The sequence below is a fragment of the uncultured Roseibium sp. genome, assembly GCF_947494555.1.
Classification (GTDB): domain Bacteria; phylum Pseudomonadota; class Alphaproteobacteria; order Rhizobiales; family Stappiaceae; genus Roseibium.
This window is the reverse complement of record NZ_CANLVF010000002.1, coordinates 550,437-573,617: the sequence shown is the minus strand read 5'-3', so window position 1 is coordinate 573,617 and position 23,181 is coordinate 550,437. Positions and strand designations below refer to the sequence as shown.

Genomic DNA, 23,181 nt, shown 5'->3' with positions numbered 1-23,181 from the left:
TATGCTTGCGCGTGTTGATCCGTTTGGCGTTCAAGACGCATCATCCCAGGGCACCTCTTCCGACGCGGCATCGACGTCTGTCTTCTTTGCCGTTTTCGACTTGGCGCTGGACGTTTTGGTTTTCTTTGCCGCTGTTTTCTTGGCGGCGGTTTTCTTTTTGCCACCCTTTGCCGCTGCCTTCGCGGCAATCAGCTCAAGGGCCTGTTCAAGCGTGACAGACTTGGGATCCGTTTCCTTCGGCAGGGTCGCGTTGATCTTGCCGTGTTTGACGTATGGGCCGTACCGGCCGTCATAGACGTTGACCGGTCCGCCTTCGTCCGGGTGATCCCCAAGCTCCTTGAGCGGCGTTGCGGCAGCGCCGCGGCGACCGCCGCCTTTGGCCCGCTTTTCGGCAAGCGCATCTACGGCCCGGTTGATCCCGACAGAGAACACCTCGTCAGGCGTCGACAGATTGGCGTAAGTACCCTCATGCAAGACGAATGGGCCGTAGCGGCCGATACCGGCGGTAATCATCTTGCCGTCTTCAGGATGCAGCCCGACTTCTCTCGGCAGCGACAACAGTTGCAGCGCTTTCTCCAGATCCATGTCAGGCGCCGACCATCCCTTGGGCAGGGAAGCCCGTCTCGGCTTGGCTTCCTCGCCGAGCTGAACGTAGGGGCCGAAGCGGCCATTCCGCAGCGAGATTTCCTGTCCCGAGTCCGGGTCTACGCCGAGCACCTTGGGGCCTTCATCCGCATTCCCGTCTTCACCATTGGGTTTGCCGAGCTGGCGGGTGAAACCGCATTCTGGATAGTTGGAGCAACCGATGAAGGCACCCCAGCGGCTTACTTTCAAAGACAATTGTCCGGTGTCGCACGATGGGCACTGGCGCGGGTTGCTACCGTCTTCCTTCGGCGGGAAGATATGCGGACCGAGCAACTCGTTGAGCGAGTCGATCACTTCGGCAACGCGCAGGTCCTTGATGTCATCGACGGCGCCGGAGAAATTGGTCCAGAAATCCCGCAGCACGTCCTGCCACGAGAGTTCACCGGCGGAAATCTTGTCGAGCTGTTCTTCGAGGCTGGCCGTGAAATCGAACTCCACGTAGCGATGAAAGAAGCTTTCCAGGAACGCGGTGACGATGCGGCCCTTGTCCTGCGGTACGAGTTGCTTTTTCTCAAGCTCCACATAGTCCCGGTCCCGAAGGGTCTGCAGGGTAGAGGCATAGGTCGAGGGTCGGCCAATGCCGAGCTCTTCCATTTTCTTGACGAGGCTGGCTTCGGTGTAACGCGGCGGCGGCGTGGTGAAATGTTGTGTTGCCTCGATGGCTTCCGACTTGTCGTCGACGGACGTTGCGGTTAGGGCCGCGCCTTCGTCGACAGCCGGCAGACGGCGGGAGTTCTCGTCTTCTTCGTCATCCCGTCCTTCCTGATAGAGCGTCAGGAAACCGTCGAAACGCACGACCGAGCCGGTTGCACGCAAGTTTGCTGTCTTGCCGGAACCTTTCGCAAGCACTTCGATCGTCGTGCGTTCCAGGACGGCTGACTCCATCTGAGAAGCCATGGTCCGCTTCCAGATCAACTCATAGAGTTTTGCCTGGTCCGGATCGAGAAACTTGGCAACATCCTTGGGACGGCGGGAAAGGTCTGTCGGCCGGATGGCTTCGTGAGCTTCCTGGGCGTTCTTTGCCTTGGACGTATAGACACGCGGTTTTTCAGGGACGTATTTGTCGCCGAAATCCTGACTGATGACATTTCTGGCAGCGTCAATCGCTTCGCCCGCAATCTGCACACCGTCCGTACGCATATAGGTGATGAGACCTGAGGTCTCGCCGCCGATGGAGATGCCTTCATAGAGTTTCTGCGCAACCTGCATGGTGCGCGAGGCCGCAAAGCCCATCTTGCGGGAGGCTTCCTGCTGGAGCGTGGACGTTGTGAACGGAGCAGCCGGATGGCGCTTCGCCGGTTTGGAAACCACGCTGTCGACAGCAAAGCTAGCGCTTTCCAGCATGGTTTTGATGGTTGATGCTTCCGTGCCGTCCTTGACATCGTGGCGGCCGATCTTGCGGCCGTCATATCCGGTCAATCCGGCCTGGAACATGTCTCCCACCGGTGTCTTCATGTTGGCGAAGATGGACCAGTATTCCTGCGGCTTGAACGTCTCGATTTCCATCTCGCGGTCGCAGATCAGGCGAAGCGCAACCGATTGCACACGGCCGGCCGAGCGTGCCCCAGGCAGTTTGCGCCAAAGCACCGGCGAGAGCGTGAAGCCGACCAGATAGTCGAGCGCGCGGCGGGCAAGATAGGCATCAACCAGCGGCGCATCGAGCTGCCGCGGGTTGTTCATCGCCTCGAGAATTGCCTTTTTCGTGATCGCGTTGAACACAACGCGTTCCACGTGCTTGTCCTTCAGGACACGTTTCTTCTGGAGAACTTCCAGTACGTGCCAGGAAATGGCTTCACCTTCACGGTCGGGGTCAGTCGCGAGAATGAGGCGGTCTGCCTCCTTTACGGCGTTGGCAATTTCCGTGAGCCGCTTTTGGGACTTGCTGTCCACTTGCCAGCTCATGGAGAAATTGTCGTCGGGCTGGACCGATCCGTCCTTTGGCGGCAGATCGCGCACGTGACCGTAAGAGGCCAATACCGTGTAATCGGATCCCAGATATTTGTTGATCGTCTTGGCTTTCGCCGGCGATTCCACAATGACGACGTTCATTCTTACCCAAATAATTTTGCCGGAAACGGAGCCCCCGCCCGGTGGAGAAGGAGATTTAAGTTGCGCAGACGATCACGGATCACGCGCCGCCTGTCAAATGGACCTTTGCGCGTCCGCGGTCAAGTGACCTCCTGATACACACAGTTTTCCACGGTCGATTATGCACACCGTGAGCGGACAAGTGTCTTCAGTTCCGGTCCATGACCAGCGAGATTTTCTGCCCGGCGTGCCGATCAAGCCGTCCGGCAAGCTCCAGCTCGAGCAGGACCACATTGACCGAGCGCGCATCGGAGCCCACAAACCGGATCAGTTCATCGAGCTCAACCGGGGCCGGACCAACGGCCTCGATGATCCTGGTTCGCAGGAAGTCGTCAGGTTCTGCCGGCGAGACGGACTGCGCGCCGGGTGGTTCCAGAACACCGTTGAATAGGGGAAGCTCCGCGTTCATCTGGGCAGCGAGCCCCTCCAGCACATCCTCGGCGGATCTTGCCAAGATGGCGCCCTGGCGGATCAATCCGTTCGCGCCTTCCGAACGTGGATCCAGCGGCGATCCGGGAACCGCATATATGTCGCGGTTCTGTTCGAGCGCATACCGCGCGGTATGGAGGGAGCCGGAGGCCTTTGCCGCCTCAATGACGACAACGCCGAGCGAAACGCCCGAAATCAATCGGTTCCGTCTTGGAAAGTCGCGTCCGCGTGGTTTCCAGCCAAAGGGCATTTCGCTGATTGCGGCGCCGCCGGCCTCAAGGATCGCGCCCAGAAGTCTATTGTGCTCGGGCGGATAAAGAATGTTGAGGCCACCTGCAAAGACCGCAACAGTACCGGTGTTGATGGACGCATCATGCGCAGCTGCGTCGATCCCCCTGGCAAGTCCGGATGCGATCGCAAATCCTTGTCTGCCGAGGTCGCGCGCGAATGCGCTGGCCAGTTTTCGTCCCGACATGGAGGCATTTCGCGCGCCAACGATTGCAACCATTCTGGAATTCGTCGTGACCTGGCCGCCTTTTACCGAAAGCAGCGGGGGAGGTCCGTCGATATGCCTCAGGTGGGTGGGGTAGTCGGCTTCTCCGATCGCGACAAGACGCGCCCCGAACCGGTCATGCGCTTCAAGTTCAGCAAGAGCATCTTCCTGGCTGCACAGCCTGTAACGTTTTTTGCCGCCCCGTCGGGAGAGTTCAGGGAGAAATTCCAGGGCGCGTTCGGCGGAGCCGGTATGGTTCAGCAGATCACGAAAGGTTGCAGGTCCGATATTTTCAGATCGTATCAGGCGTAACCACGCAAGACGCTGTGTCTCGGTAAGGCTTCGTGTTTTATAGACTTCAGCGCCGCTCATGTGCCTCCGTTGCCGGTCTGCGCATCGCCCTCGGGTGCGGGCTTGGACTTGAACCCAATACGGCTTTCCTCACCGCGCAGCAGCCTGCCGATATTCTCGTGATGCTTGGCCCACAGGAGCACTGTCATCAGGAGTGTCATCTCGGCGAGCTGGAACTGGCTGAAGACAAAATAAAGCAAGATCGGAGTGGCAAGGCTGGCGGTCAGCGCAGACAGAGAGGACATTCGGAACAGGATCGCGATACCGAGCCAGATCCCGATGAAGATCAGTCCCGCGGGCCAGAAAAGCCCCAGCAGAATGCCGATGTAGGTTGCGACGCCTTTGCCGCCCTTGAACTTGAGCCAGACAGGAAAGAGGTGCCCCAGAAAGGCCCCGAGACCTGCCACAACAGCCAGGTCCTGACCGTAAAGGTGGCCCACCACCAGAACCGCGACAGTCCCCTTGAGGCCGTCGCCGAGAAGCGTTGCCGCTGCGATCAGTTTGTTGCCCGTGCGCAGCACATTGGTTGTGCCAATGTTTCCCGACCCGATGTTGCGGATGTCGCCCAGCCCGGCCAGGCGCGTGAAAATCAGTCCGAACGGGATCGATCCCAGCAGGTAGCCGAAGGCGAGGGCTGCAAGATAGTAGGGCCAGGCAAATTCCCAGCTGATGGGATCGGGCACGCGGAACTACTCCCTTATCGCGTGTAGAAGTGTTGCTGCGGCAATTTACCTGCATGGTGGTGTGGATCAAGTCCTGCCGGGACGAAAGCCCGGCAGCAAGGAAATCGCCGCAAGCCGCTCAGCTGTGATAGTCGTTTGAGCCTTAAGCGCAAGGACAATGGGTTATTTGGAAAGCTTGTATTTCTCGGCCTTGACCACAAGCGGGCCGAAGGGCGCCGTTATGCTGGCTCTGAGAGGCACCAGAAATGGCTTGTCGCCGACGGGAGCAAGCCAGATTTCCATCGACTTGTTCTTGGCAAGCTCCTGGATCGTCTTGCGTTTGGGCCTGTGGCCCGCGACCGGTTCATAGCGCGCCCGGCACACGAGCACCTTGCCATTGAAGCGCCCGTCGGCGGTTCGGGCATTCCGTTTGGACTTGTAGCTCAGGTGAACGTTGTAGCGTTCCTTGCCGTCAAACAGCGAGAGCGTTCGATTGCAGCTCTCTTTGGATAGACCCTTGGGCGCTGGAAAAACAGCCGCGGTCAACGGGTCGAGCACGTTTTTCAGATGATCACGTGTCACCTTGATGCGCTCGTTCATGCGGTCCTGGGGTGGGTTTACGGCGACCTTCTTGAGTGCGCCCTTGCTCATTTGCATCGTAATCGTGCCCGTTTCGTCCTCGCTGTTGACGTCGAGCGAAAATTTTTGGGGAGAAAGCTGACCGCCGGTGTTGTCACCGCGCACGCTTACGTTTCCCTTGCCGTCTGAAACCAGCTTTCCAAACGCGGCCGTACCGCCGCTTGCATCGATCGAATAGGACGTGTTGTCCAGATCCACATTCAGAACACCGGAGCCTATCGGTAGGCCGACAGCGTAAAGCTTGTATTTCATATAGAGATCAGCCGATGAGGCTTGACCTGTTGTCAGGGCAATTGCAAAGGCAGAAAGCAGAAACGAGCGCATAGACGAATCCATTCAAGGTCACATTTCGCGCCACAAAAAGAAGGCATATGACGCGAGGTCGTATGCCCCATCCAATACGATCGCGCCTGAACGCAATCTGAATGCCTTATTCAGGCAGTTGCCGGGATGCTCACGCGTATTTATAGACGGTTTTCCCGGCGACCACCGTTTGAATAACACGCCCTGAAAAACGGGCATCTTCAAAGGGTGTGTTTTTCGAGCGCGAGCGGATTGCGCTTTTTTCCAGAACCCAGGGCCGTTCCAGGTCGAAAACAGCGATATCTGCAGGTGCTCCTTTGGAAAGACGGCCTGTTTCCAGTCCAAGCCTGTCTGCGGGCCGGCTGGTCATCGCACCGAGGAGCGTAACGAGATCGACCTGGTCGGAATGGTATAGCCGCAAGGCAGCCGCGAGGAGGGTTTCGAGCCCGATGGCGCCGTCCTCGGCTTCTGCCCAGGGATGGCGCTTGGTTTCCACATCCTGCGGGTCATGATTGGAACAGATAATGTCGATCGTTCCGTCCGCGATAGCGGCAATCATTGCCTGGCGGTCGTCCTCGTCGCGCAGAGGCGGCGACATTTTGAAGAAGGTTCGGTAGGCGCCGATGTCGTTTTCATTGTGTGTGAGATGATTGATCGAGATACCGGCGGTTATGTCCAGCCCGCGGGCCTTGCCTGCGCGCATGACATCGGCACTGTCAGATGTGGAGATCAGGTTCGCGTGGTATTTGCCTTTCGACATGCCGACAAGGCGCAGGTCCCGTTCCAGCATAATGATCTCGGCTTCCCGGGGAACGCCGGACAGGCCTTTCCAGCTTGCGTTGAGACCGGCATTCATGACACCGCCTGCAAGGTCCGGATCTTCCGCATGGTGGATGACGAGTGCATCGAAATCGCGCGCGTAGGTCATCATGCGCCGCATGACCTGCGCATTCTTGACAGAGCTGTGCCCACTGGTGAAGGCGACCGCGCCTGCCTCTTTCAAGAGCCCGATTTCGGTCATTTCCTTGCCCTCGAGCCCCTTGGTGAGGGCGGCAAGCGGATGCACATTCACGATCGCCGTATCGCGAGCACGCCTTAATATGAAGTCGACAAGGGCGGGGTCGTCAATGATCGGGTCCGTATCCGGCATGGTACAGATCGTGGTCACACCGCCCGCAGCAGCTGCCTGCGATGCGCTGGCAAGCGTTTCGCGATGTTCTGCACCCGGTTCTCCGACCGAGACGCAAGTGTCGACCAGACCCGGGCAGGCTATCGCACCCTTGCAATCCACGATTTCCGCGCCGTACGGCGCGCCCTGATTGGCGGCTTCCGGCCCGGCGGCGAGAATGGTTCCGTCTGCAATGATGATTGATCCCGGAGCGTCCAGCTCTCGTGCCGGATCGATCACTCTGGCATTGGAGAGTACCAGAGGTCTTGGAGTATCAAGTGCCACGATTGATTCCCTCTAGTGGTTCGGCAGATTGGCCGCAAGCGCTTCAAGGACGGCCATGCGGACGGCCACCCCCATCTCGACCTGCTCCCGGATCAGACTTTGAGGTCCGTCGGCAATGGAAGCGTCGATCTCGACACCGCGATTCATGGGACCTGGATGCATGACCAATGCATCCTCACGCGCAAAGGCCAGCTTTTCCGCATCGAGACCATAGTAGCGGTAATATTCGCGAACCGACGGGACAAACGCGCCATTCATGCGCTCTCGCTGCAGCCGGAGCATCATGACAATGTCTGCCCCTTTGAGGCCCTCGCGCATGTCGCTGAAGACCTCAACGCCCATCTTGGCGATCCCTGATGGCAGCAGCGTAGAAGGCGCAATTACCCGCACACGTGCGCCGAGTGCGTTGAGGAGAATGATGTTCGATCTGGCGACCCGCGAATGCGCGATGTCTCCGCAAATCGCGACCGTCAGTCGCGCGATCTTGCCCCGGTGCCTGCGGATCGTCAGCGCATCGAGAAGAGCCTGTGTTGGATGTTCATGCGGACCGTCACCCGCATTGACGACCGAGCAGCCAACCTTTCGGGCGAGCAGGTGAACAGCTCCGGCCGCGTGGTGCCGAACGACGAGTAGGTCCGGATGCATCGCATTCAGCGTTGCCGCGGTGTCGATGAGTGTTTCGCCTTTTTTGACCGAAGACTGCGAAACGGCCATGTTCATTACATCGGCGCCGAGTCGCTTGCCGGCCAGCTCGAAAGAACTTTGGGTTCGGGTCGAATTTTCGAAAAACAGGTTGATCTGGGTGCGGCCATGCAGGACCTGCTTCCGCTTGTTGACCTGTCTGGAAACCTCAACGGCTTCCTCGGCACGGTCCAAAAGACCTAAAATTTCGTGGGGGTGAAGACCCTCTATGCCCAGCAAATGACGATGGGGATAAGGGTTGTCTCGATGGGGATCTGTCGCGGTCATCGAGACCATTGCTATAGGGCCAATCGCGAGTGCGTACAAGAGACGAAATCAACTCATGCCCGCTGTCCACATGACAGTCAAATATTTGAACGAAAGGACAAAAACAGGTCGTGCCGGATCGCAGTCGAACAGCTACGGGCCAATTTTCAGTCCGGCCGGACAGCTTTGTCTACTCGGCGTTCGATATGAACCCCAAACGGTCCAGAAACCCTTGAAGAATATAGGCTGCTGCCATCTTGTCGACGACTTCGGCCCGCTTGGCGCGGCTGGAATCGGCTTCAAGGAGCGTGCGTGTCACCGCCGCAGTCGAAAGGCGCTCGTCCCAATAGGTTATTGGAAGCTCTGTTTTCTGTGACAGGTTTCTGGCAAAGGCACGCGTCGCCTGCACGCGAGGCCCTTCGCTTCCATCCATGTTCAAAGGCAGGCCGAGCACGATCCCGCCGACAGTCTGTGCGTCGCAGATTTCAAGCAGCTTTTCCGCATCATTTGTGAATTTCTTTCGCCTGATGGTCTCCATAGGCGTCGCAATGCCGCGGCCGAGATCGGAAAGACCAAGGCCGATGGTCTTGGTGCCGAGATCAAGGCCGATCAGACGCGTGTTTGCGGGTAGCACGGCGAGAAAGTCTTCGAGCGACAGTGCGGGATCATTTGCCATGAGCGGGCCTTATCAGGGTGCGTTGAAAAATACCAGTTCAAGCAGATGCGAAAAAGCGTGCGTAGCGGCCTGTCGGGTTCTTGCGGTTTACCGGTGAGAGCCTATTGTCGCGGAACGGTTCCATGTTTTCTCGGGAGGTTTTGATGCAGCTCACCTGGTACGGGCATTCCGCCTTCAAGATTGAATTTGCAGGCACTTCCATCCTGTTCGATCCGTTTCTGAACGGAAATCCCTCCTTTCCGCAGGATCTCTCTGTAGATCAGGTTGCGGATGGCGTGACCCATGTAATCCTGACACACGGTCATGATGATCATGTCGGAGATTCGATCGAGATCCTGAAGAAAACCGGCGCTCAGCTCATCTCCAATTTCGAGATCTGCATGTGGGCCAACCGTCGGGGTGTTGAGAATTTCTGTCCGATGAATACAGGCGGCATGGTGGACACCGGTTCCTTCAAGGTTGCGCTCACCAAGGCCGAGCACTCTTCGTCCAAACAGGGGGAGGGCGAGGCGATTTACCTCGGCAATCCACATGGTGTCATTGTCGAGGTCCCCGGAAAGAAGGTGCTATATCACATGGGCGACACGGACATTTTCTCCGACATGGCACTCATCAACGAGATTTACCGCCCGAAAATCGGAATTGTTCCAATCGGCGACCGGTTCACGATGGGCGGCCGCGTTGCAGCAATGGCCTGTTCGCGTTTCTTCGAATTCGATACGATCGTGCCATGTCATTACGGAACGTTCCCCATCATCGACGAAACGCCAGACGTTTTTCACGCCGCCATGGGTACTGATGCCGACAAGGTCAGGACCATGGTCCCAGGAACGAGCATTGACCTTTGAACATGTTGAAAGCGCTCATGACCACCAACCGCCTCAGAACTGCCTGTACCGCTCTGCTGCTGGGATTCGGCATTGCGGCCTTGCCGGCATTAGCCGCTGACAAGTCAATTCTCCCGTCGAACAAACCAGCCCCGTCCTTACCTGCGGAAAAGCCGGAGGCCTCTGGTCAGAGCGAGGCGGCTGCGGATACGCACGAACATGGCTCCTATGAGAATGTGCGCGAGGTTTTTTCCGGCGACCTGACAGTTGCCGGCGAAAAGGTGACCTTTCCGCAGCAAAATCCCTCTGTAAGGGCAATCGTCGTAACGATGGAGCCGGGAGAAAAGACGGCCTGGCATCAGCACGGATCACCACTGTTTGCCTATATTCTGCAGGGCGAAGTTACAGTGATTTACGACGGCATCGGCAAGAAGCTCTTCCGCGAGGGCGAGGGATTGCTGGAGGCCATGACAGTGACGCACCAGGGTGAAAATACAGGGCAGGGGCCGGCAAAAATCCTGGCAGTTTTTCTGTTGGGAGACGACAGTGAGCCCGTTACGGAAGAAGATCCCCCGGGCGCGGAACTGGAGAAAGTGAAGTAGGTCTGTTTGAATACAAAGACAATCTGCGTGATCAAAGCCGATATCGCCGGTCTTGAGGCATCTTTTGCCATTTGAATAAGATTCGGAGCACTCCCTCTTCAGCAACGGTTGTGGCAGTGCTTCCGGATTATGAAATATTTCTAATCTAGTTCGAGCCCACATGAACAAAGTTTCACGGGTATTGCGCGGCTGCACGCTTATCTCTTTGGCTAAGGCGCCGGGCAGATGGATGTGGTCCAACGCGGGCGCAGGTTATCTCGGAGGATACGCTCGTGCACTTGGTCAAGTCGGACAGTCTCGTCGAACGCGGATTGAACGCCGCGGAATTCAATATCTTCGAACAAAATCGGATCTGGGCACGATACGCCAATGAAAAGCCCGATGTGGCGGCCAGCCTGATGCGAACGATCCGCGCCATTCATACCAGGGTCGCTTCGGATCGAGAGCTCTCGGCGCTGTCAATCGGGGCGGCCAACGAGCCCCAGTTCCGGATATTGCAGGCTGCGTGTCAACGCGGGCTTTGGCTCTATGATATCGACGGCGCGGCGCTTGCTACGCTCCAAGAGCGGCTTGTACGCCAACAGCTGGACAACGTGCATCTTGTACAGGGCGACTACACGAAGGACTTTCAAAACGGTGCGGTCGCCAAGCGCGCGCTCGAAACGCTTTTGAACGGGCAACGTCAGGACCTGATTACGCTCCACCACAGCCTTTATTATTCGTCTGCCACTGATTGGCCCAGGTTGATCCGCGCACTCTACGATGAGGTGCTCGCCGAAAACGGCGCAATGCATCTTGTAATGATGTCGGCCCGCGAGACGAGGCCGTTCACAACCACCTGGCTCTATAACCACTTCGCCGGCAAGTTTTTCAAAAGCTCGACGGACCAGGACCTGCTCGGCCTCCGGCATGAACTGAGTTTTGATACATTGCTGAAAAACAGCGAAATCGTCTCGGAAATGCGCCAGGTGAAATTTTGGGTCGACGACTTCGATCTCTTCATGTCCGTCATCTGGATGATACTGCTTTACCCGCAGGCGCATGCGTACACATTGGAGCAGCGGATTGAGATCACCGAGTTCGTTATCGAACATTTCTGGATACCCAAACGACCGCTGGTCCAGACGCAGGACTATGTGACGCTTCACAAGCTGGGTCCAACGCAAGGACGCGCGACTTACTGCGGCTGTTTCTGAAGGTCTTCGAGGAGTAATACCAAGCTCAAGAAATAAGAACCGATCTGACCGGGTTTGAAGGCTGTTCTGCAAGAAGCAGGTTGCAGGGCGATATGGTTTATCGTCCAAAACCTGCGACGCGGCAGAACAGCCTTCAAACATGGCATTTGGTGGCCTGTTCCGGCTCTCCGGACGGCGTTGCCTTGTTTGAACGGCCAACCAGGCCGTCCTGCTCAAAGCGCCTTGCCGGAAAACCGGAACAGCGCCATCAGATAGGTCCTTATTTCTTGAGATTGGTATAAGTCTTGCCCGGCCACAAGAACCGAAGGTTTTGCGGCCAGCAGCAATCGCTCTTTGTTCGGTGCGGGCATCCTTGCCCAGTCCAACTCCGCGATGGTTTGCCGCTTACAACCTGTTTAGCAGCGCCGGGGTCGGCCAGGCGTCAGCCGGCATGCCGAGCTTTTGCTGCGTATCCTGAACGGCCGCTCGCGTTCCCGCACCCAGAATGCCGTCGATCTTGCCGACGTCATAGCCTTTGGCGCGGAGCTTCGTTTGAAGCTGTTTCATTTGCGCGTCATTCAGGCCCTGGTCCGGATTTCCGGCGTTGTAGCGCGGAGCGCCTGCGAGGCGTGTTGCGAAATAGGCGGCAGAGGTCGTGTAGATGAGCGACTGGTTCCATTCCAGGTAGATATTGAAATTCGGATAGGCCAGAAAGGCGGGACCTTTGCGCCCCTGCGGGAGAAGCAGCGATGCCGGAAGGTTGGACGAAATCTGCCCCCAGCGCGGCTCAATGCCAAGGGCTGCCCATTGACTTCCAGTCTTGGTTTTTCCAAGGCCTGTTTCGATCCAGTTGAGATTTTGCGGTACGGTGACTTCCTGCAGCCAGGGTTCACCATTGCGCCACCCCAGGTGATTGATGAATGCGCCCGCTGTCAGGATGGCATCGGGAGCACTTTGCTTCAGCTTGACGTGCCCGTCCCCGTCGCCGTCGCGCCCGAACTTGATAATGTCTTCCGGCAGCATCTGCACCATGCCGATTTCACCTGCCCAGGCGCCCGTGGTGCGTTGCGGGTCGAGATCCCCGTTCTGCACCATTTCAATCGCCGAAATCAGTTGCGGACGAAACAGCTCCGGACGGCGGCAGTCATGTGCAAGGGTCGCCAGTGCATTGACGGTGTTGAAATCTCCCTGAACCGCGCCGAAGTCGGTCTCCAGGGCCCAGAACGCGGTAATCACTGGCGCCGGGACACCATATTCGTTTTCGGTGCGCTGAAAGATGCCAGCATGTTTTTGCATGTTCGCCGCGCCGTTCTTCATGCGGTAATTGGAGATAACGCGCTTCGAAAAATCCAGGAACGTCATCTTGAAGACGCCCTGCGCCCGGTCGCGCGCGAGAACCTTCTGGTCAATCCGCGCACCGCCGAGCGTCCGGTCTGCAGCATTCGCTGACAGGCCCTTTGCGACTGCCTCTTGCTTGACACCGGCCAGGAACTGACGGAAATCGCCGCCGCATTGCTGCGCATAGGCGGATGTCAGTGTCAGGCAAATTCCAGCAACAAGTCCGGTGGTGAATTTGAACGCAAAAGGTATTCGGCGGGTCATGAAATGTCCTGTGGTTTCTGATTGCAGCCAAAGGGCGTCAATGCCCCGAAATTGGCCATAGTTGACTGTGCTTCGCCGGCGGCGTCAACCGATACGGCAGGCAAAATCAGGCTCATCCACCAGCAGCATTGGACCACGATTGCTATTGGCAGCCGCCGAAATCTGAACTGGCGATAATCCCGCCTTCCGGCGTTCGCTTGAACGGCGCATTTACGCGCGCGGATGATCTGCAATTTGACGAAGGGGAATGGAGACCAGGCGCGGCCGGATAACCCGGCTCTGCGTAATATGGAGCGGCATTCACACCGGATGCTTGCTGTTGGCACATCTGGAAGGCCATGTCGTAAAGCGATTGCCAGCCGCCGGGCAGGGATCCGAGATTGTTCAGGACACCGAGAGCGCCCCCAGCGCGTGCGCCTCGGACAGCTCCGGAAGGACCGGCCCAGGCACCACCTGCGACTGCCCCGGCCATTCCGCCAGACACCGTATCCCCGACGACATCGCCATTACCGACATAGGAATTCGCATAGTCGGTCGCGTAGACAACGCAATCGGTACCGTCAGCTTGCGCGATGCCGGGTTGAAGACATGCCACCGCGAACACCAGGGTGCTGGAAAAAACCATCGCTCGTTTGAGCATCTCGGGTCTCCCTCAGGTCGTGCCTGCACGTGAATGCGACTAGCTTGCTCATAGAGAGCTTTGCTGCCCATAACGTGCCACAAGATCAACCCTAGGGGACCGGTGTTAACAAGCCTCTACTTGCGCCCATGACAAGCGACTATTGGGCCTGCGCAGACCGTTCGAGATAGCGTTGGCCGATAAAGCCGGTCTTTCCGTCATGCTCAACACTACACCACCATGTTCCGCAGGTACCGTACTTGACCTGTGTCCCGCTCGGGATAACGGCGAGGATCCTGCCGTTCTTTTCTTCGCTTACACGCATGTTCACCGAAGCGAGCGTTCGCGCGGCATTGGGAAAGCTGGTACTGGCGTCGGTATTTTCAGTCGGAAGTGGACTGCTTTCGCTTCGGTTTGCATTCTCGCCACTGGTGTCGGTTGAGGCGAGGGGCGCGACCGTCGATTGGCTCGTATCTGCAACACCGGGCGAACTCGCAGGGTCAATCGCCTTTTCCGGCAAGACAGCCGCCGGCGAATTGCTGGCGAGTACGGGATAGTCAGCCCGTTCCGGGAGCGTGGTATCTGCCAATGCCGCATTCTCGGATACAGCCGGAGCTAGAAAAGAAGGCTGATCCGTTAGAGAATTCCGGCCGGATGTCAGCGTTGGCGAGGAACTTGGCGCACTCGCACCGCCGGCGGCAAATGCTGCCCGGATTCTGTCCTTTGCCTTGGCAATTTGCGCGGGTTCGGCGGTAAGGGTGGACCCGCCAGCCATATTGTCCTCATTTACGGAGACGGGGAGCGCTTCTCCATCTGATTGAGTGTTGCTGGAGCGATCTATTTCGGGTACGGCGACAATGCGTTCCGTCGCAACCGGACGTAAATCCGTATTTTCTGATTTCAGCATGTCCGGAATGCCAAGCGCCATGGCGGCGCCACCGGCGAGCCCGATCGACAGCGTTATGGCAAGAAGGAACTTGAAGCTCGGTCCGCTTGAGTCGGTATTTGCCCGGGCCTTGCGACTCTCCTTGGCTTCCTGAGACTGCCTTACGACATCCGCGAGCCGCTCCGAGCCATCCTGCTTTCGCAGGACGTTCGGTATGTCGAACTGTTTGTCGTCGGGCTCATCGACAAGTTTTGGAGCCTGCTTCTCAAGTGTGGCCTTTTCATTTGCGTTGGCGTGGAGCTGCAGGATCTTGGCCGCGAGCTCGCTTGGATCGATGCTCCGGAGAGACTCTTGAAAATCTTTGTTCGATTGGCCACCGCCGACGATCTTGAGATCGCATTTTGGCGCTTTTTCAGGCCTTCGGCTGCTTTTTGATGTTGAATTTTGGTCGCATGAGTTGGCTGGCGCGGCTACTGGATACATTTGGCCCTCCTGGTAATGCGGCTAGGGCGCGCGCAAGGCGGTCACCTTTTGTTGATTAAGGATGTATTAACCTTCGTCAATGCGACCGCGCTCAGGCCGGATTGCGGCGACTCTGGGGTATTTTGCGAAAAATATGACCGGCTTGTGATTATGCGTTGCCTTCCTGCGTCCGCCGTTTGCAAATGCATAACCTGTCTTTGCGATGCTTGGATTCGATCGGAAGGAACCGGAACATCGATTGCAGGCGAATGCGGCAGGCGGTGCTCCGACAACTGGGTAGATGCAAATGGTTCGCGGTGCACTGTCGAAATGCGCAGGTTTTCTCACCGGCATGATCTTGATGTGTCATTCCGTGGCAGCTCAGGAAGTCAAGGAACTCAAGGTCGGCTTTATGGCCACCCTGTCGGGGCCGGCTGCTGTTTTCGGCAAACATATGCATGACGGTTTCATGCTCGCGGTCAACCAGTCCAACGGCGCTCTTGGGGGCATGGCGACCAAGATTTTTGTCGTCGACGACAAGCTGGATCCGGACCTTGCTGTCGAGGAGGCGACCAAACTGATCAACGAATATGGAATTGACGTATTGGTCGGCGTGAATTTTTCCAGGGTTATGCTGGCCGTCCATGATCCGGTCGTCCGTTCCAAAACCGTTTTCATAGGTACCCATTCGGGTCCGGCGCCGATTGCCGGCCGCAATTGCAGCCGCTACTTCTTTTCAACGGCACCGCAGGACGACCAGGTCCACGAGACCATGGGACGATATGCAAGCCTGAAAGGCTATCAGCGGGTCGTGACGATTGCCCCGGATTATGAAGCGGCCCGCGATTCGATTGCCGCTTTCCGCCGGCACTTCAAGGGACAGATCGCAAGAGAGATTTTCCCCAAACTCGGTCAGACCGGGTTCTCAACGGAATTCGATCAGATCGCTGAGATCGATCCGGATGCCATCTACGCATTCATGCCGGGCGGCATGGGTATCGAACTTGTCCGTCAGTTTCAGACCTCCGGGTTGAAGGGGATCATTCCCTTCCTGTCATCGCGCACCGTGAATGCCGTGACCTTGCCCCACACGATGGAAACGGGCGAGGGGCTTTTTTCTGCGTCGCACTGGGCACCCAATCTGGACAATCCGGCGAACAAACGGTTTGTTCGCGAATTCAGCCGCGCGTATGATTACGCTCCTTCCGTATTTGCCGCGCAAGGTTACGACGCTGCAAAACTCATTCATTACGCTCTGGAACTGACCGGCGGGGCGAAGGATCAGGAAGCCTTGATTTCGGCCATAAACGCTGCGCCTTTCGAGAGTGTCCGTGGTGATTTCCGGTTCAACTCTAACCAGTTTCCAATCCAGGATTTTTATCTGGTCGAAGGGGTGCGCCGTACGAGCAGGCTCTATGAAATGGAAGCGATCGCAAGGGTTTTTGACGATGTCGGCGATGCGTTTTCCGGATCGTGCCGATTGTAATTTGAAGGAAAATCCTCGCCAGACCGGCCTTTCGGACTGGTCGGTCCAGAAATGTTCCGCCACAGACTTGTATTCCGGAACGGGCAGTCCATATTCGGGTCATGGCGCATTCCAAAACACAGTCTCAGGCAGGCAGGCAGGTCGCAGGACCGGGGCGGCCACGCAATTTCGACGAGGCGGCGGCTCTTGAACAAGCGCTGCTCGTGTTCTGGAAGAACGGCTACGAAGCGACATCGCTCGACGAACTTACCAAGGCCATGGGACTCAGCCGGTCCAGTTTTTATGCCGCATTTGGCAGCAAACAGGCTCTCTTTTTGAGGGCTCTCGAACATTACTCCGAAAACGGGCTTCAGAATTTGAGGGACGTTGCCGGCTCCGCGGTTGGAAGTCCAGTTGATGCAATGATGCACGCGCTGTCCAATCCGGACGGCGGTAAACAGGGCTGCATGCTGGTGAACTGCATTACCGAGCTTGCGCCGCATGATGAAGAAGTGGCCGCGATTGGCCGTCGTCATCTGGAGAAGATTGAGGAAATCTTTGCCCGCGTTCTTGATCCCGCAAATCCGGAGACCGTGAGAGACAAGGCACGTGCCTACTCGTCTCTTGCGATTGGGACCCTGGCCCTTCGCAAAGCTGGTTATCCGGCAGAGCGGATCGCCGAAACCTTGAAACAAGCAAGGGAAATACTCCCGGCTTGACGGGAGGTAAATGTCTGCTGAAACACAGCAAAACAGAGTTTCCGCAGGTCTAATATTGGACTGATCAGTCCAGAAATATCGTTCAAAAGCCGGAAAACATCCAAAAGGAACCGATGATGTCTGATTTGAAGCTGTTCACGCCCGCACGGGTTGGAGCCGTTGAGCTGAAGAACCGCATTGTCATGGCCCCATTGACGCGAAACCGCGCCCGGGCAGAGGACGACGCGCCGTTCGAGATTCATGTAAAATACTATGGTCAGCGGGCGGGCGCCGGTCTGATTATCACAGAGGCGTCCCAGATTTCACCCCAGGGCAAGGGGTATGCATGGACGCCTGGCATTCACTCCGAAGCACAGGTCGCAGGTTGGAAAAAGGTGACAGACGCCGTCCATGCCCAGGGCGGTAAGATCGTGCTGCAGCTCTGGCATGTCGGCAGGATTTCGCATCCGGTGCTGCAGCCCGATGGCGTCGATCCCGTTGCCCCGTCTGCGATTGCGGCAAATTCCAAGACTTTCGATGGCGAACAGTTTGTGGACACACCACTGCCGCGGGCACTGGATGCCAGCGAAATCCCCGGGATCGTGGTGGATTATCGGAAAGCCGCCGAGAATGCCAAGCGCGCCGGCTTTGACGGCGTGGAAGTGCACGCCGCAAACGGATATCTGATCGATCAGTTCCTGCGCGACGGATCCAACAAGCGCGATGACCGGTATGGCGGGTCTGTCGAAAACCGGACGCGATTCCTGCGCGAGGTGATGGATGCGGTTGTATCGGTCTGGGGCGGGGACCGTGTAGGCGTGCGGCTGAGCCCTTTCTCGAACGCCAACGACATTTCAGACAGCGACCCGCAAGCAACTTTCTCGCATGTCATCAGGACTTTGAACGCATACGGGCTTGCGTATCTTCATTTGGTCGAAGGTCAGACGGGAGGTCCGCGCGACATTCCCGATGGTGGCGATCTGGCAGCGCTTTACGCGTTGTTTGAAGGCGCACGAATGGGCAACAACGGCTATGACCGGGCGTCGGCCATCGATGCTGTAAAGGCGGATACGCTCGACCTCGTTGCCTTCGGTCGGCCCTTCATCTCCAATCCGGACCTCGTCGACCGGCTGTTACAGGATGCGCCGCTGAACGCGCTTGATCCGGACACGCTCTATGGTGGCGGCGAGAAGGGCTACACGGATTACCCCTCGCTTGCCGAAGGCACAGTTGCCGCCGAGTAGCGGTAAAGGAATGACCCTCACGCTGACCGGCATCCACCCTTCCAGGTCAGCGTGACGGTCTGCCGGTGCAGGCGACCGCCTGCACCGGCTTTTTTTTGTATCAATCCAGAATTCATCGGATGGCGGCTAAGCCGGTACGCTCCCGGCGGAGGTCCGAGCGATATTCTGGTCGACTTCTTCCAGAACAAGACCGCGTGTTTCCGGCGCATACGCCCAGGAATACCAGAGCCCGAACGCGCAGCACGCCGAAAACAGCCCGAATGTCATAGCTTCGCCGAGGCTCGCCGCAAGTGTCGGAAACAGGAACACGACCAGGAAGTTGCAGAGCCAGTTGGAAACCGATGCGATTGCCATTCCCTTGCCTCTGAGCGCCAGCGGGAACAGTTCGGACATATAGAGCCAGGGAAGCGGCCCCAGGCTGATTGCGAAGAAAAATACAAACGAAAACAGGCCGATGAGCGAGAGCCAGGCGAGATTGTTGTCGTTCAGATGAAACAGAACGGCGACAAGCGCCATGCTCAGGAAAGCGCCCGCAAAACCGAAAATGAATAGCGGCCGTCTGCCGAGACGATCCACAACGATCATCGCCAGAATGGTGACCCCGACATTCAACGCGCCAATGCCTATTGTTGCCACAAGCTCGTTGGCGAGGCCCTCGAACCCGGCATTTTCAAGGATGTGAGGGGCGTAGTTCATGATCACGTTGATGCCGCTGAACTGCTGCAGGAAGAATGCCAGGACGGAGAAGATCAGCACGCCGCGAAGCGCCGGTTCCTTGAAACGGCTCCAGCTTTCTTCGCGCGGGTCTGACGGTCGGCTGTCTTCGATTTCCTTGACGATCTTGTCCAACCGCTCCGGGCTTGTCTCCGGTTGAACGGTTTGCAGCACTTCGCGTGCATCCTTGTCGCGTCCGGCAAGGACCAGCCATCGGGGGCTTTCAGGCGCCTTGAATATGCCGGCAAGACAAATGACGGCAGGAACCAGGCTGAACCCGAGCATCAAGCGCCAGGACCCTGAAAACGAGAATGCCCAATCGACGACAAACGCTGCCAGAATACCGATCGTGATCATGAGCTGAAAGGCGGAGACGACGGCCCCCCGGATACGAGCCGGTGCGATCTCTGCCAGATACATCGGGGCCACCAGCGATGAGGCGCCGATCGCGGCACCGATGACCAGTCTTGCAAGTGTGAGAGACCAGACGCTGAAGGCCGCGGCGGCGGCGAAGGAACCGGCCGCAAACAGGATCGCGCAGAATGTCAGGACAGGTCGGCGTCCGAACTTGTCGACCGTTAGTAGCGCCAGCAAAGCGCCGAAAATGGCGCCAAACGGCACGGCACCGGTCATGAACCCTTCGCTTTGAGCGGTAAAGGCGAATTCTTTTTTCAAGAGGGGCAGGGCACCTGAGATGACGCCCTGATCCGTGCCGAAAAGGAAGCCGAAAATTGCGGCCAGTAGTGCAATCAAAAAGAGCAAAGCGTTTCTCCCCGGAACGCGTCCACGGTGTTTGGCGGCCCGTTTTGTGTCAGGGCTCGTTTATGTGGACGTTCAGCTTCGCCTGATCGAGTCGGTCGATGCAAGACAAAAGCGGACGTGGACAGTGCCTTTCTGCAACCACAGATCACAAAAGCACGGCTGCCCCGGGGAAGATTGCAAACCACTGAACAGGGAACCGTACCGTACCGTACTCTTTTTTGACTTTCCGGCCTTTCGTTCTGGTCAAAAACCTGTCACACCCCATATCAACTCAAAATCGGGCGCGGATTTCCGTCGTATTTCGGCTTGCAAAGCCGACGCGATCGGAAGGCCTGCAAAGTGTAGGGAGAGACTTATGCCCCCGTATCGTTCCAGAACATCCACTCATGGCCGCAACATGGCCGGAGCGCGGGGCCTTTGGCGCGCGACCGGCATGAAGGACGATGATTTCGGCAAACCGATCATCGCGATTTCGAACTCATTCACACAGTTCGTGCCGGGCCACGTGCACCTGAAGGACCTCGGGCAACTGGTCGCGCGTGAAGTTGAAAAAGCCGGCGGTGTCGCCAAGGAATTCAACACGATTGCAGTTGATGACGGCATCGCCATGGGTCATGACGGCATGCTCTATTCGCTGCCCTCCCGCGAAGTTATTTCCGATGCTGTGGAATACATGGTCAACGGCCATTGTGCCGACGCCCTGGTCTGCATCTCCAACTGCGACAAGATCACGCCGGGAATGCTGAACGCGGCCATGCGCCTGAACATTCCTGTCGTGTTCGTTTCGGGTGGACCGATGGAGGCCGGTAAGGTGGTCCTCGAAAACGGTGTTCAGAAGTCGATTGACCTGGTCGATGCCATGGTTGCTGCCGCCGATGACCGCATGTCCGATGCCGATGTTCTGGCAATGGAACAAAATGCCTGTCCGACCTGCGGCTCGTGTTCCGGCATGTTCACCGCCAACTCCATGAACTGCCTGACGGAAGCACTGGGTCTTGCGCTGCCAGGGAACGGTTCGACGCTCGCAACGCACGCGGATCGCGAGCGCCTGTTTGTTGAGGCCGGACACCTGATCGTCGATCTGGCCAAGCGCTACTACGAGCAAGACGACGAGAGTGTCCTGCCGCGCAACATTGCGAACTTCCAAGCGTTCGAAAATGCCATGACGCTCGACATTTCCATGGGAGGGTCGACTAACACGATCCTGCACCTTCTTGCTGCCTCCTACGAGGGGGAAATCGGTTTCACGATGGACGACATCGACCGCCTGTCAAAGCAGGTACCGGTTCTGTGCAAGGTCGCGCCCGCCGTCGAGAACATACACATGGAAGATGTTCACCGGGCAGGGGGCATCATGGGAATTCTCGGCGAACTGGACCGCGCCGGAAAGCTTCATACCGACATCCCGACCGTTCACTCCACAACCATGAAGGAAGCGCTCGCGCGTTGGGACATCTGCCAGACAAATTCGGAAAGCGTACATAATTTCTACAAGGCGGCTCCCGGCGGTGTTCCGACACAAACCGCGTTCAGTCAGAACAGGCGCTGGGACGACCTCGATCTCGACCGTCAGACCGGTGTCATTCGCGAAGGGGAACATGCCTACAGCCAGGATGGCGGACTTGCGGTGCTCTACGGTAACATTGCCGAAGAAGGCTGCGTGGTGAAGACCGCCGGCGTCGATGAGAGTATCCTGAAATTTACGGGTCCCGCCCGTATTTTTGAAAGCCAGGACAGCGCGGTTTCCGCGATCCTGACCAACAAGGTGAAAGCGGGTGACGTTGTTCTGATTCGCTATGAGGGACCACGCGGTGGCCCTGGCATGCAGGAGATGCTCTATCCGACGAGTTACCTGAAGTCGAAGGGGCTCGGCAAGGATTGTGCCCTGGTCACGGACGGGCGTTTCTCGGGTGGCACGTCCGGCCTGTCGATCGGGCACATGTCCCCGGAAGCTGCCGAAGGCGGCGCTGTCGGGCTGGTGGAAGAAGGCGATACGATCGTCATCGACATCCCTAATCGGATCCTGAAGGTCGACATCTCGGACGAGGAACTGGCGCAACGCCGCGCGGCCATGGACGCCAAAGGTGATGACGCCTGGAAACCTGTCGAAAAACGCAAGCGCAAGGTCACAAAGGCGCTCCGCGCCTATGCCAAAATGACGACGAGCGCCGCCAAGGGCGCCGTGCGCGAAGTCGACTAAGCTCTAATTTTTGCTCTATTCTTGAAAAAGGCGGGTTTGAAAACCTGCCTTTTTTATATGGCCTTCTTGCCTTTGGGTACGCATTACCACATATCCGGCTAACCTTACCGAGCCTAGCCAAAACGGTCTTATATATGGATTCAATTACGCAATTTGTTCTGGGTGCAGCCGTGTCGACCGCCTGCCTCGGAAGCAAGATCGGACCGCGCAAAGCCGCGCTGATGGGCGGATTGCTGGGCACGCTTCCGGACCTTGATGTATTCATTCCATTCGACGATCCGATCGACAGTTTCGTGTACCACCGTGGTTGGTCGCATTCGATCTTCGTCCACGCGCTGGCAGCACCTGTGATCGGCGAAGTCCTTATGCGCCTGTTCAAGGGACTTCGCGACCATCGTTGGCTGACTTGGGGGGCTGTTTTCCTGGTTCTGACAACGCACGCGATGATCGATGCGATGACGGTCTATGGAACCCGGATTTTCTGGCCGCTATATCCCGACCCGGTGGGGGTTGGTTCGGTCTTTATCATCGACCCGATCTATTCGGTGCCGCTTCTGCTCGTGGTGATTTACGCGCTTTGCAAGAAAAACTGGACGTCTAGATTGCGAAACTGGGTCGCTGGAGCGCTTGTTTTCACGACCGGCTACATGGGCTTGAGCGTGGTTCTCCAGCAATATGTCGAAGCGCGTGCACAGACGCTGTTCCAGAGCGAAGGTGAACCGCCACAGGAAATTTACGCGATCGCAGCACCGTTCAATATCTTGCTCTGGAAGGTGATCGGCTTGCGCGAAGATCGCTATGAAAACATGTACTATTCGCTGCTGGACGGCGAAACCGTACCTGAGATTTATGAGCACCCGCGCCATCCCGAGCTCACGGCATGTCTTTCAGAGACACCTGCATTCAAAAAACTGGAATGGTTCAGCAGGGGCTATTTCCGCTCAGAACTCGTGGACGACAAGGTGGTGGTCTCGGATTTGCGCATGGGTCTGACACCCGGATACGCCTTCCGCTTTGCGATCGGAGAGATAGAGGCCGGAAGCATTCAGCCGATTGAGCCCTTGCGGGAGACAGGCCTCTCACGGATAGACGCCGAAGACTGGGCCTGGTTCAAGGAACGTCTGCAGGGGCGCCCGAGCGTCCGGAAGGCAGAAATGACGGCTGGTGACTGGACTGTCGCGCAAACCTCCGAAACCTGCTCGTCTGGCCGCGCATTGTCCGGATGACAAATCTTCCTC

Annotated in this window: 19 protein-coding genes; 8 read left to right on the top strand and 11 right to left on the bottom strand. The window is 57.5% G+C overall.

What is annotated here, in order from left to right; all coding sequences use genetic code 11:
- Nucleotides 1-30: 30 nt before the first annotated feature.
- From topA to ruvX, 7 genes are all read right to left on the bottom strand, one after another.
- Nucleotides 31-2,694, bottom strand: coding sequence for a type I DNA topoisomerase (gene topA / locus Q0915_RS11105; protein ID WP_299471352.1), 2,664 nt, complete (start codon nucleotides 2,692-2,694; stop codon nucleotides 31-33).
- A gap of 187 nt (nucleotides 2,695-2,881) precedes the next feature.
- Complete coding sequence (dprA, locus tag Q0915_RS11100) at nucleotides 2,882-4,027, bottom strand: DNA-processing protein DprA (RefSeq protein WP_299471349.1); 1,146 nt, start codon at nucleotides 4,025-4,027, stop codon at nucleotides 2,882-2,884.
- Complete coding sequence (gene plsY, locus Q0915_RS11095; protein ID WP_299471345.1) at nucleotides 4,024-4,689, bottom strand: glycerol-3-phosphate 1-O-acyltransferase PlsY; 666 nt, start codon at nucleotides 4,687-4,689, stop codon at nucleotides 4,024-4,026. Before plsY ends, dprA begins: the two co-directional genes overlap by 4 nt.
- Before the next feature lie 162 nt (nucleotides 4,690-4,851).
- On the bottom strand, nucleotides 4,852-5,631 hold the full coding sequence (locus Q0915_RS11090; protein WP_299471343.1) for a DUF3108 domain-containing protein: 780 nt from the start codon (nucleotides 5,629-5,631) through the stop codon (nucleotides 4,852-4,854).
- 130 nt (nucleotides 5,632-5,761) lie between these two features.
- Nucleotides 5,762-7,063 (bottom strand): dihydroorotase, encoded by a 1,302-nt coding sequence (locus tag Q0915_RS11085; RefSeq protein ID WP_299471339.1) that lies wholly within the window; start codon nucleotides 7,061-7,063, stop codon nucleotides 5,762-5,764.
- Between the two features lie 12 nt (nucleotides 7,064-7,075).
- Complete coding sequence (locus tag Q0915_RS11080; RefSeq protein ID WP_299471335.1) at nucleotides 7,076-8,041, bottom strand: aspartate carbamoyltransferase catalytic subunit; 966 nt, start codon at nucleotides 8,039-8,041, stop codon at nucleotides 7,076-7,078.
- Nucleotides 8,042-8,201: 160 nt separating this feature from the next.
- Nucleotides 8,202-8,687, bottom strand: coding sequence for a Holliday junction resolvase RuvX (ruvX, locus tag Q0915_RS11075; protein ID WP_299471331.1), 486 nt, complete (start codon nucleotides 8,685-8,687; stop codon nucleotides 8,202-8,204).
- A 143-nt stretch (nucleotides 8,688-8,830) separates the two neighbouring features.
- Here ruvX and Q0915_RS11070 point away from each other — a divergent pair, with 143 nt between their 5' ends.
- The 3 genes from Q0915_RS11070 to Q0915_RS11060 all read left to right on the top strand — a co-directional run bounded on the left by Q0915_RS11070 (nucleotide 8,831) and on the right by Q0915_RS11060 (nucleotide 11,312).
- Nucleotides 8,831-9,535, top strand: a complete 705-nt coding sequence (locus tag Q0915_RS11070; protein WP_299471328.1) for a metal-dependent hydrolase — start codon at nucleotides 8,831-8,833, stop codon at nucleotides 9,533-9,535.
- Nucleotides 9,536-9,552: 17 nt separating this feature from the next.
- Entirely contained in the window at nucleotides 9,553-10,116 is a 564-nt protein-coding gene (locus Q0915_RS11065; RefSeq protein ID WP_299471325.1) for a cupin domain-containing protein, read from the top strand.
- Between the two features lie 272 nt (nucleotides 10,117-10,388).
- Nucleotides 10,389-11,312 carry a class I SAM-dependent methyltransferase gene (locus tag Q0915_RS11060; protein WP_299471323.1) on the top strand — a complete coding sequence of 308 codons (924 nt, stop codon included), beginning with the start codon at nucleotides 10,389-10,391 and terminating at the stop codon, nucleotides 11,310-11,312.
- 384 nt (nucleotides 11,313-11,696) lie between these two features.
- Here Q0915_RS11060 and Q0915_RS11055 read toward each other — a convergent pair whose 3' ends face one another.
- The 3 genes from Q0915_RS11055 to Q0915_RS11045 form a co-directional block, all read right to left on the bottom strand.
- Nucleotides 11,697-12,893 (bottom strand): lytic murein transglycosylase, encoded by a 1,197-nt coding sequence (locus Q0915_RS11055; RefSeq protein ID WP_299471321.1) that lies wholly within the window; start codon nucleotides 12,891-12,893, stop codon nucleotides 11,697-11,699.
- Between the two features lie 142 nt (nucleotides 12,894-13,035).
- A complete protein-coding gene (locus Q0915_RS11050; protein WP_299471319.1) occupies nucleotides 13,036-13,533 on the bottom strand; it encodes a hypothetical protein in 498 nt (165 codons plus the stop codon).
- Nucleotides 13,534-13,672: 139 nt separating this feature from the next.
- Complete coding sequence (locus Q0915_RS11045) at nucleotides 13,673-14,881, bottom strand: SH3 domain-containing protein (protein WP_299471316.1); 1,209 nt, start codon at nucleotides 14,879-14,881, stop codon at nucleotides 13,673-13,675.
- Nucleotides 14,882-15,167: 286 nt separating this feature from the next.
- Here Q0915_RS11045 and Q0915_RS11040 point away from each other — a divergent pair, with 286 nt between their 5' ends.
- From Q0915_RS11040 to Q0915_RS11030, 3 genes are all read left to right on the top strand, one after another.
- Nucleotides 15,168-16,346 carry an ABC transporter substrate-binding protein gene (locus Q0915_RS11040; protein WP_299471314.1) on the top strand — a complete coding sequence of 393 codons (1,179 nt, stop codon included), beginning with the start codon at nucleotides 15,168-15,170 and terminating at the stop codon, nucleotides 16,344-16,346.
- Nucleotides 16,347-16,447: 101 nt separating this feature from the next.
- Nucleotides 16,448-17,044 (top strand): TetR/AcrR family transcriptional regulator, encoded by a 597-nt coding sequence (locus Q0915_RS11035; protein WP_299471312.1) that lies wholly within the window; start codon nucleotides 16,448-16,450, stop codon nucleotides 17,042-17,044.
- A 116-nt stretch (nucleotides 17,045-17,160) separates the two neighbouring features.
- A complete protein-coding gene (locus Q0915_RS11030) occupies nucleotides 17,161-18,267 on the top strand; it encodes an alkene reductase (protein WP_299471309.1) in 1,107 nt (368 codons plus the stop codon).
- A 126-nt stretch (nucleotides 18,268-18,393) separates the two neighbouring features.
- Here the strand turns inward: Q0915_RS11030 and Q0915_RS11025 are convergent, their stop codons facing one another.
- Nucleotides 18,394-19,743, bottom strand: a complete 1,350-nt coding sequence (locus Q0915_RS11025; protein ID WP_299471306.1) for a sugar porter family MFS transporter — start codon at nucleotides 19,741-19,743, stop codon at nucleotides 18,394-18,396.
- 355 nt (nucleotides 19,744-20,098) lie between these two features.
- Between Q0915_RS11025 and ilvD the strand changes: the two genes are divergently transcribed.
- Together ilvD and Q0915_RS11015 are read left to right on the top strand one after the other, a co-directional pair.
- Nucleotides 20,099-21,943, top strand: a complete 1,845-nt coding sequence (ilvD, locus tag Q0915_RS11020) for a dihydroxy-acid dehydratase (RefSeq protein WP_299471304.1) — start codon at nucleotides 20,099-20,101, stop codon at nucleotides 21,941-21,943.
- A gap of 134 nt (nucleotides 21,944-22,077) precedes the next feature.
- Nucleotides 22,078-23,169, top strand: coding sequence for a metal-dependent hydrolase (locus tag Q0915_RS11015; RefSeq protein WP_299471301.1), 1,092 nt, complete (start codon nucleotides 22,078-22,080; stop codon nucleotides 23,167-23,169).
- Nucleotides 23,170-23,181: the final 12 nt, after the last annotated feature.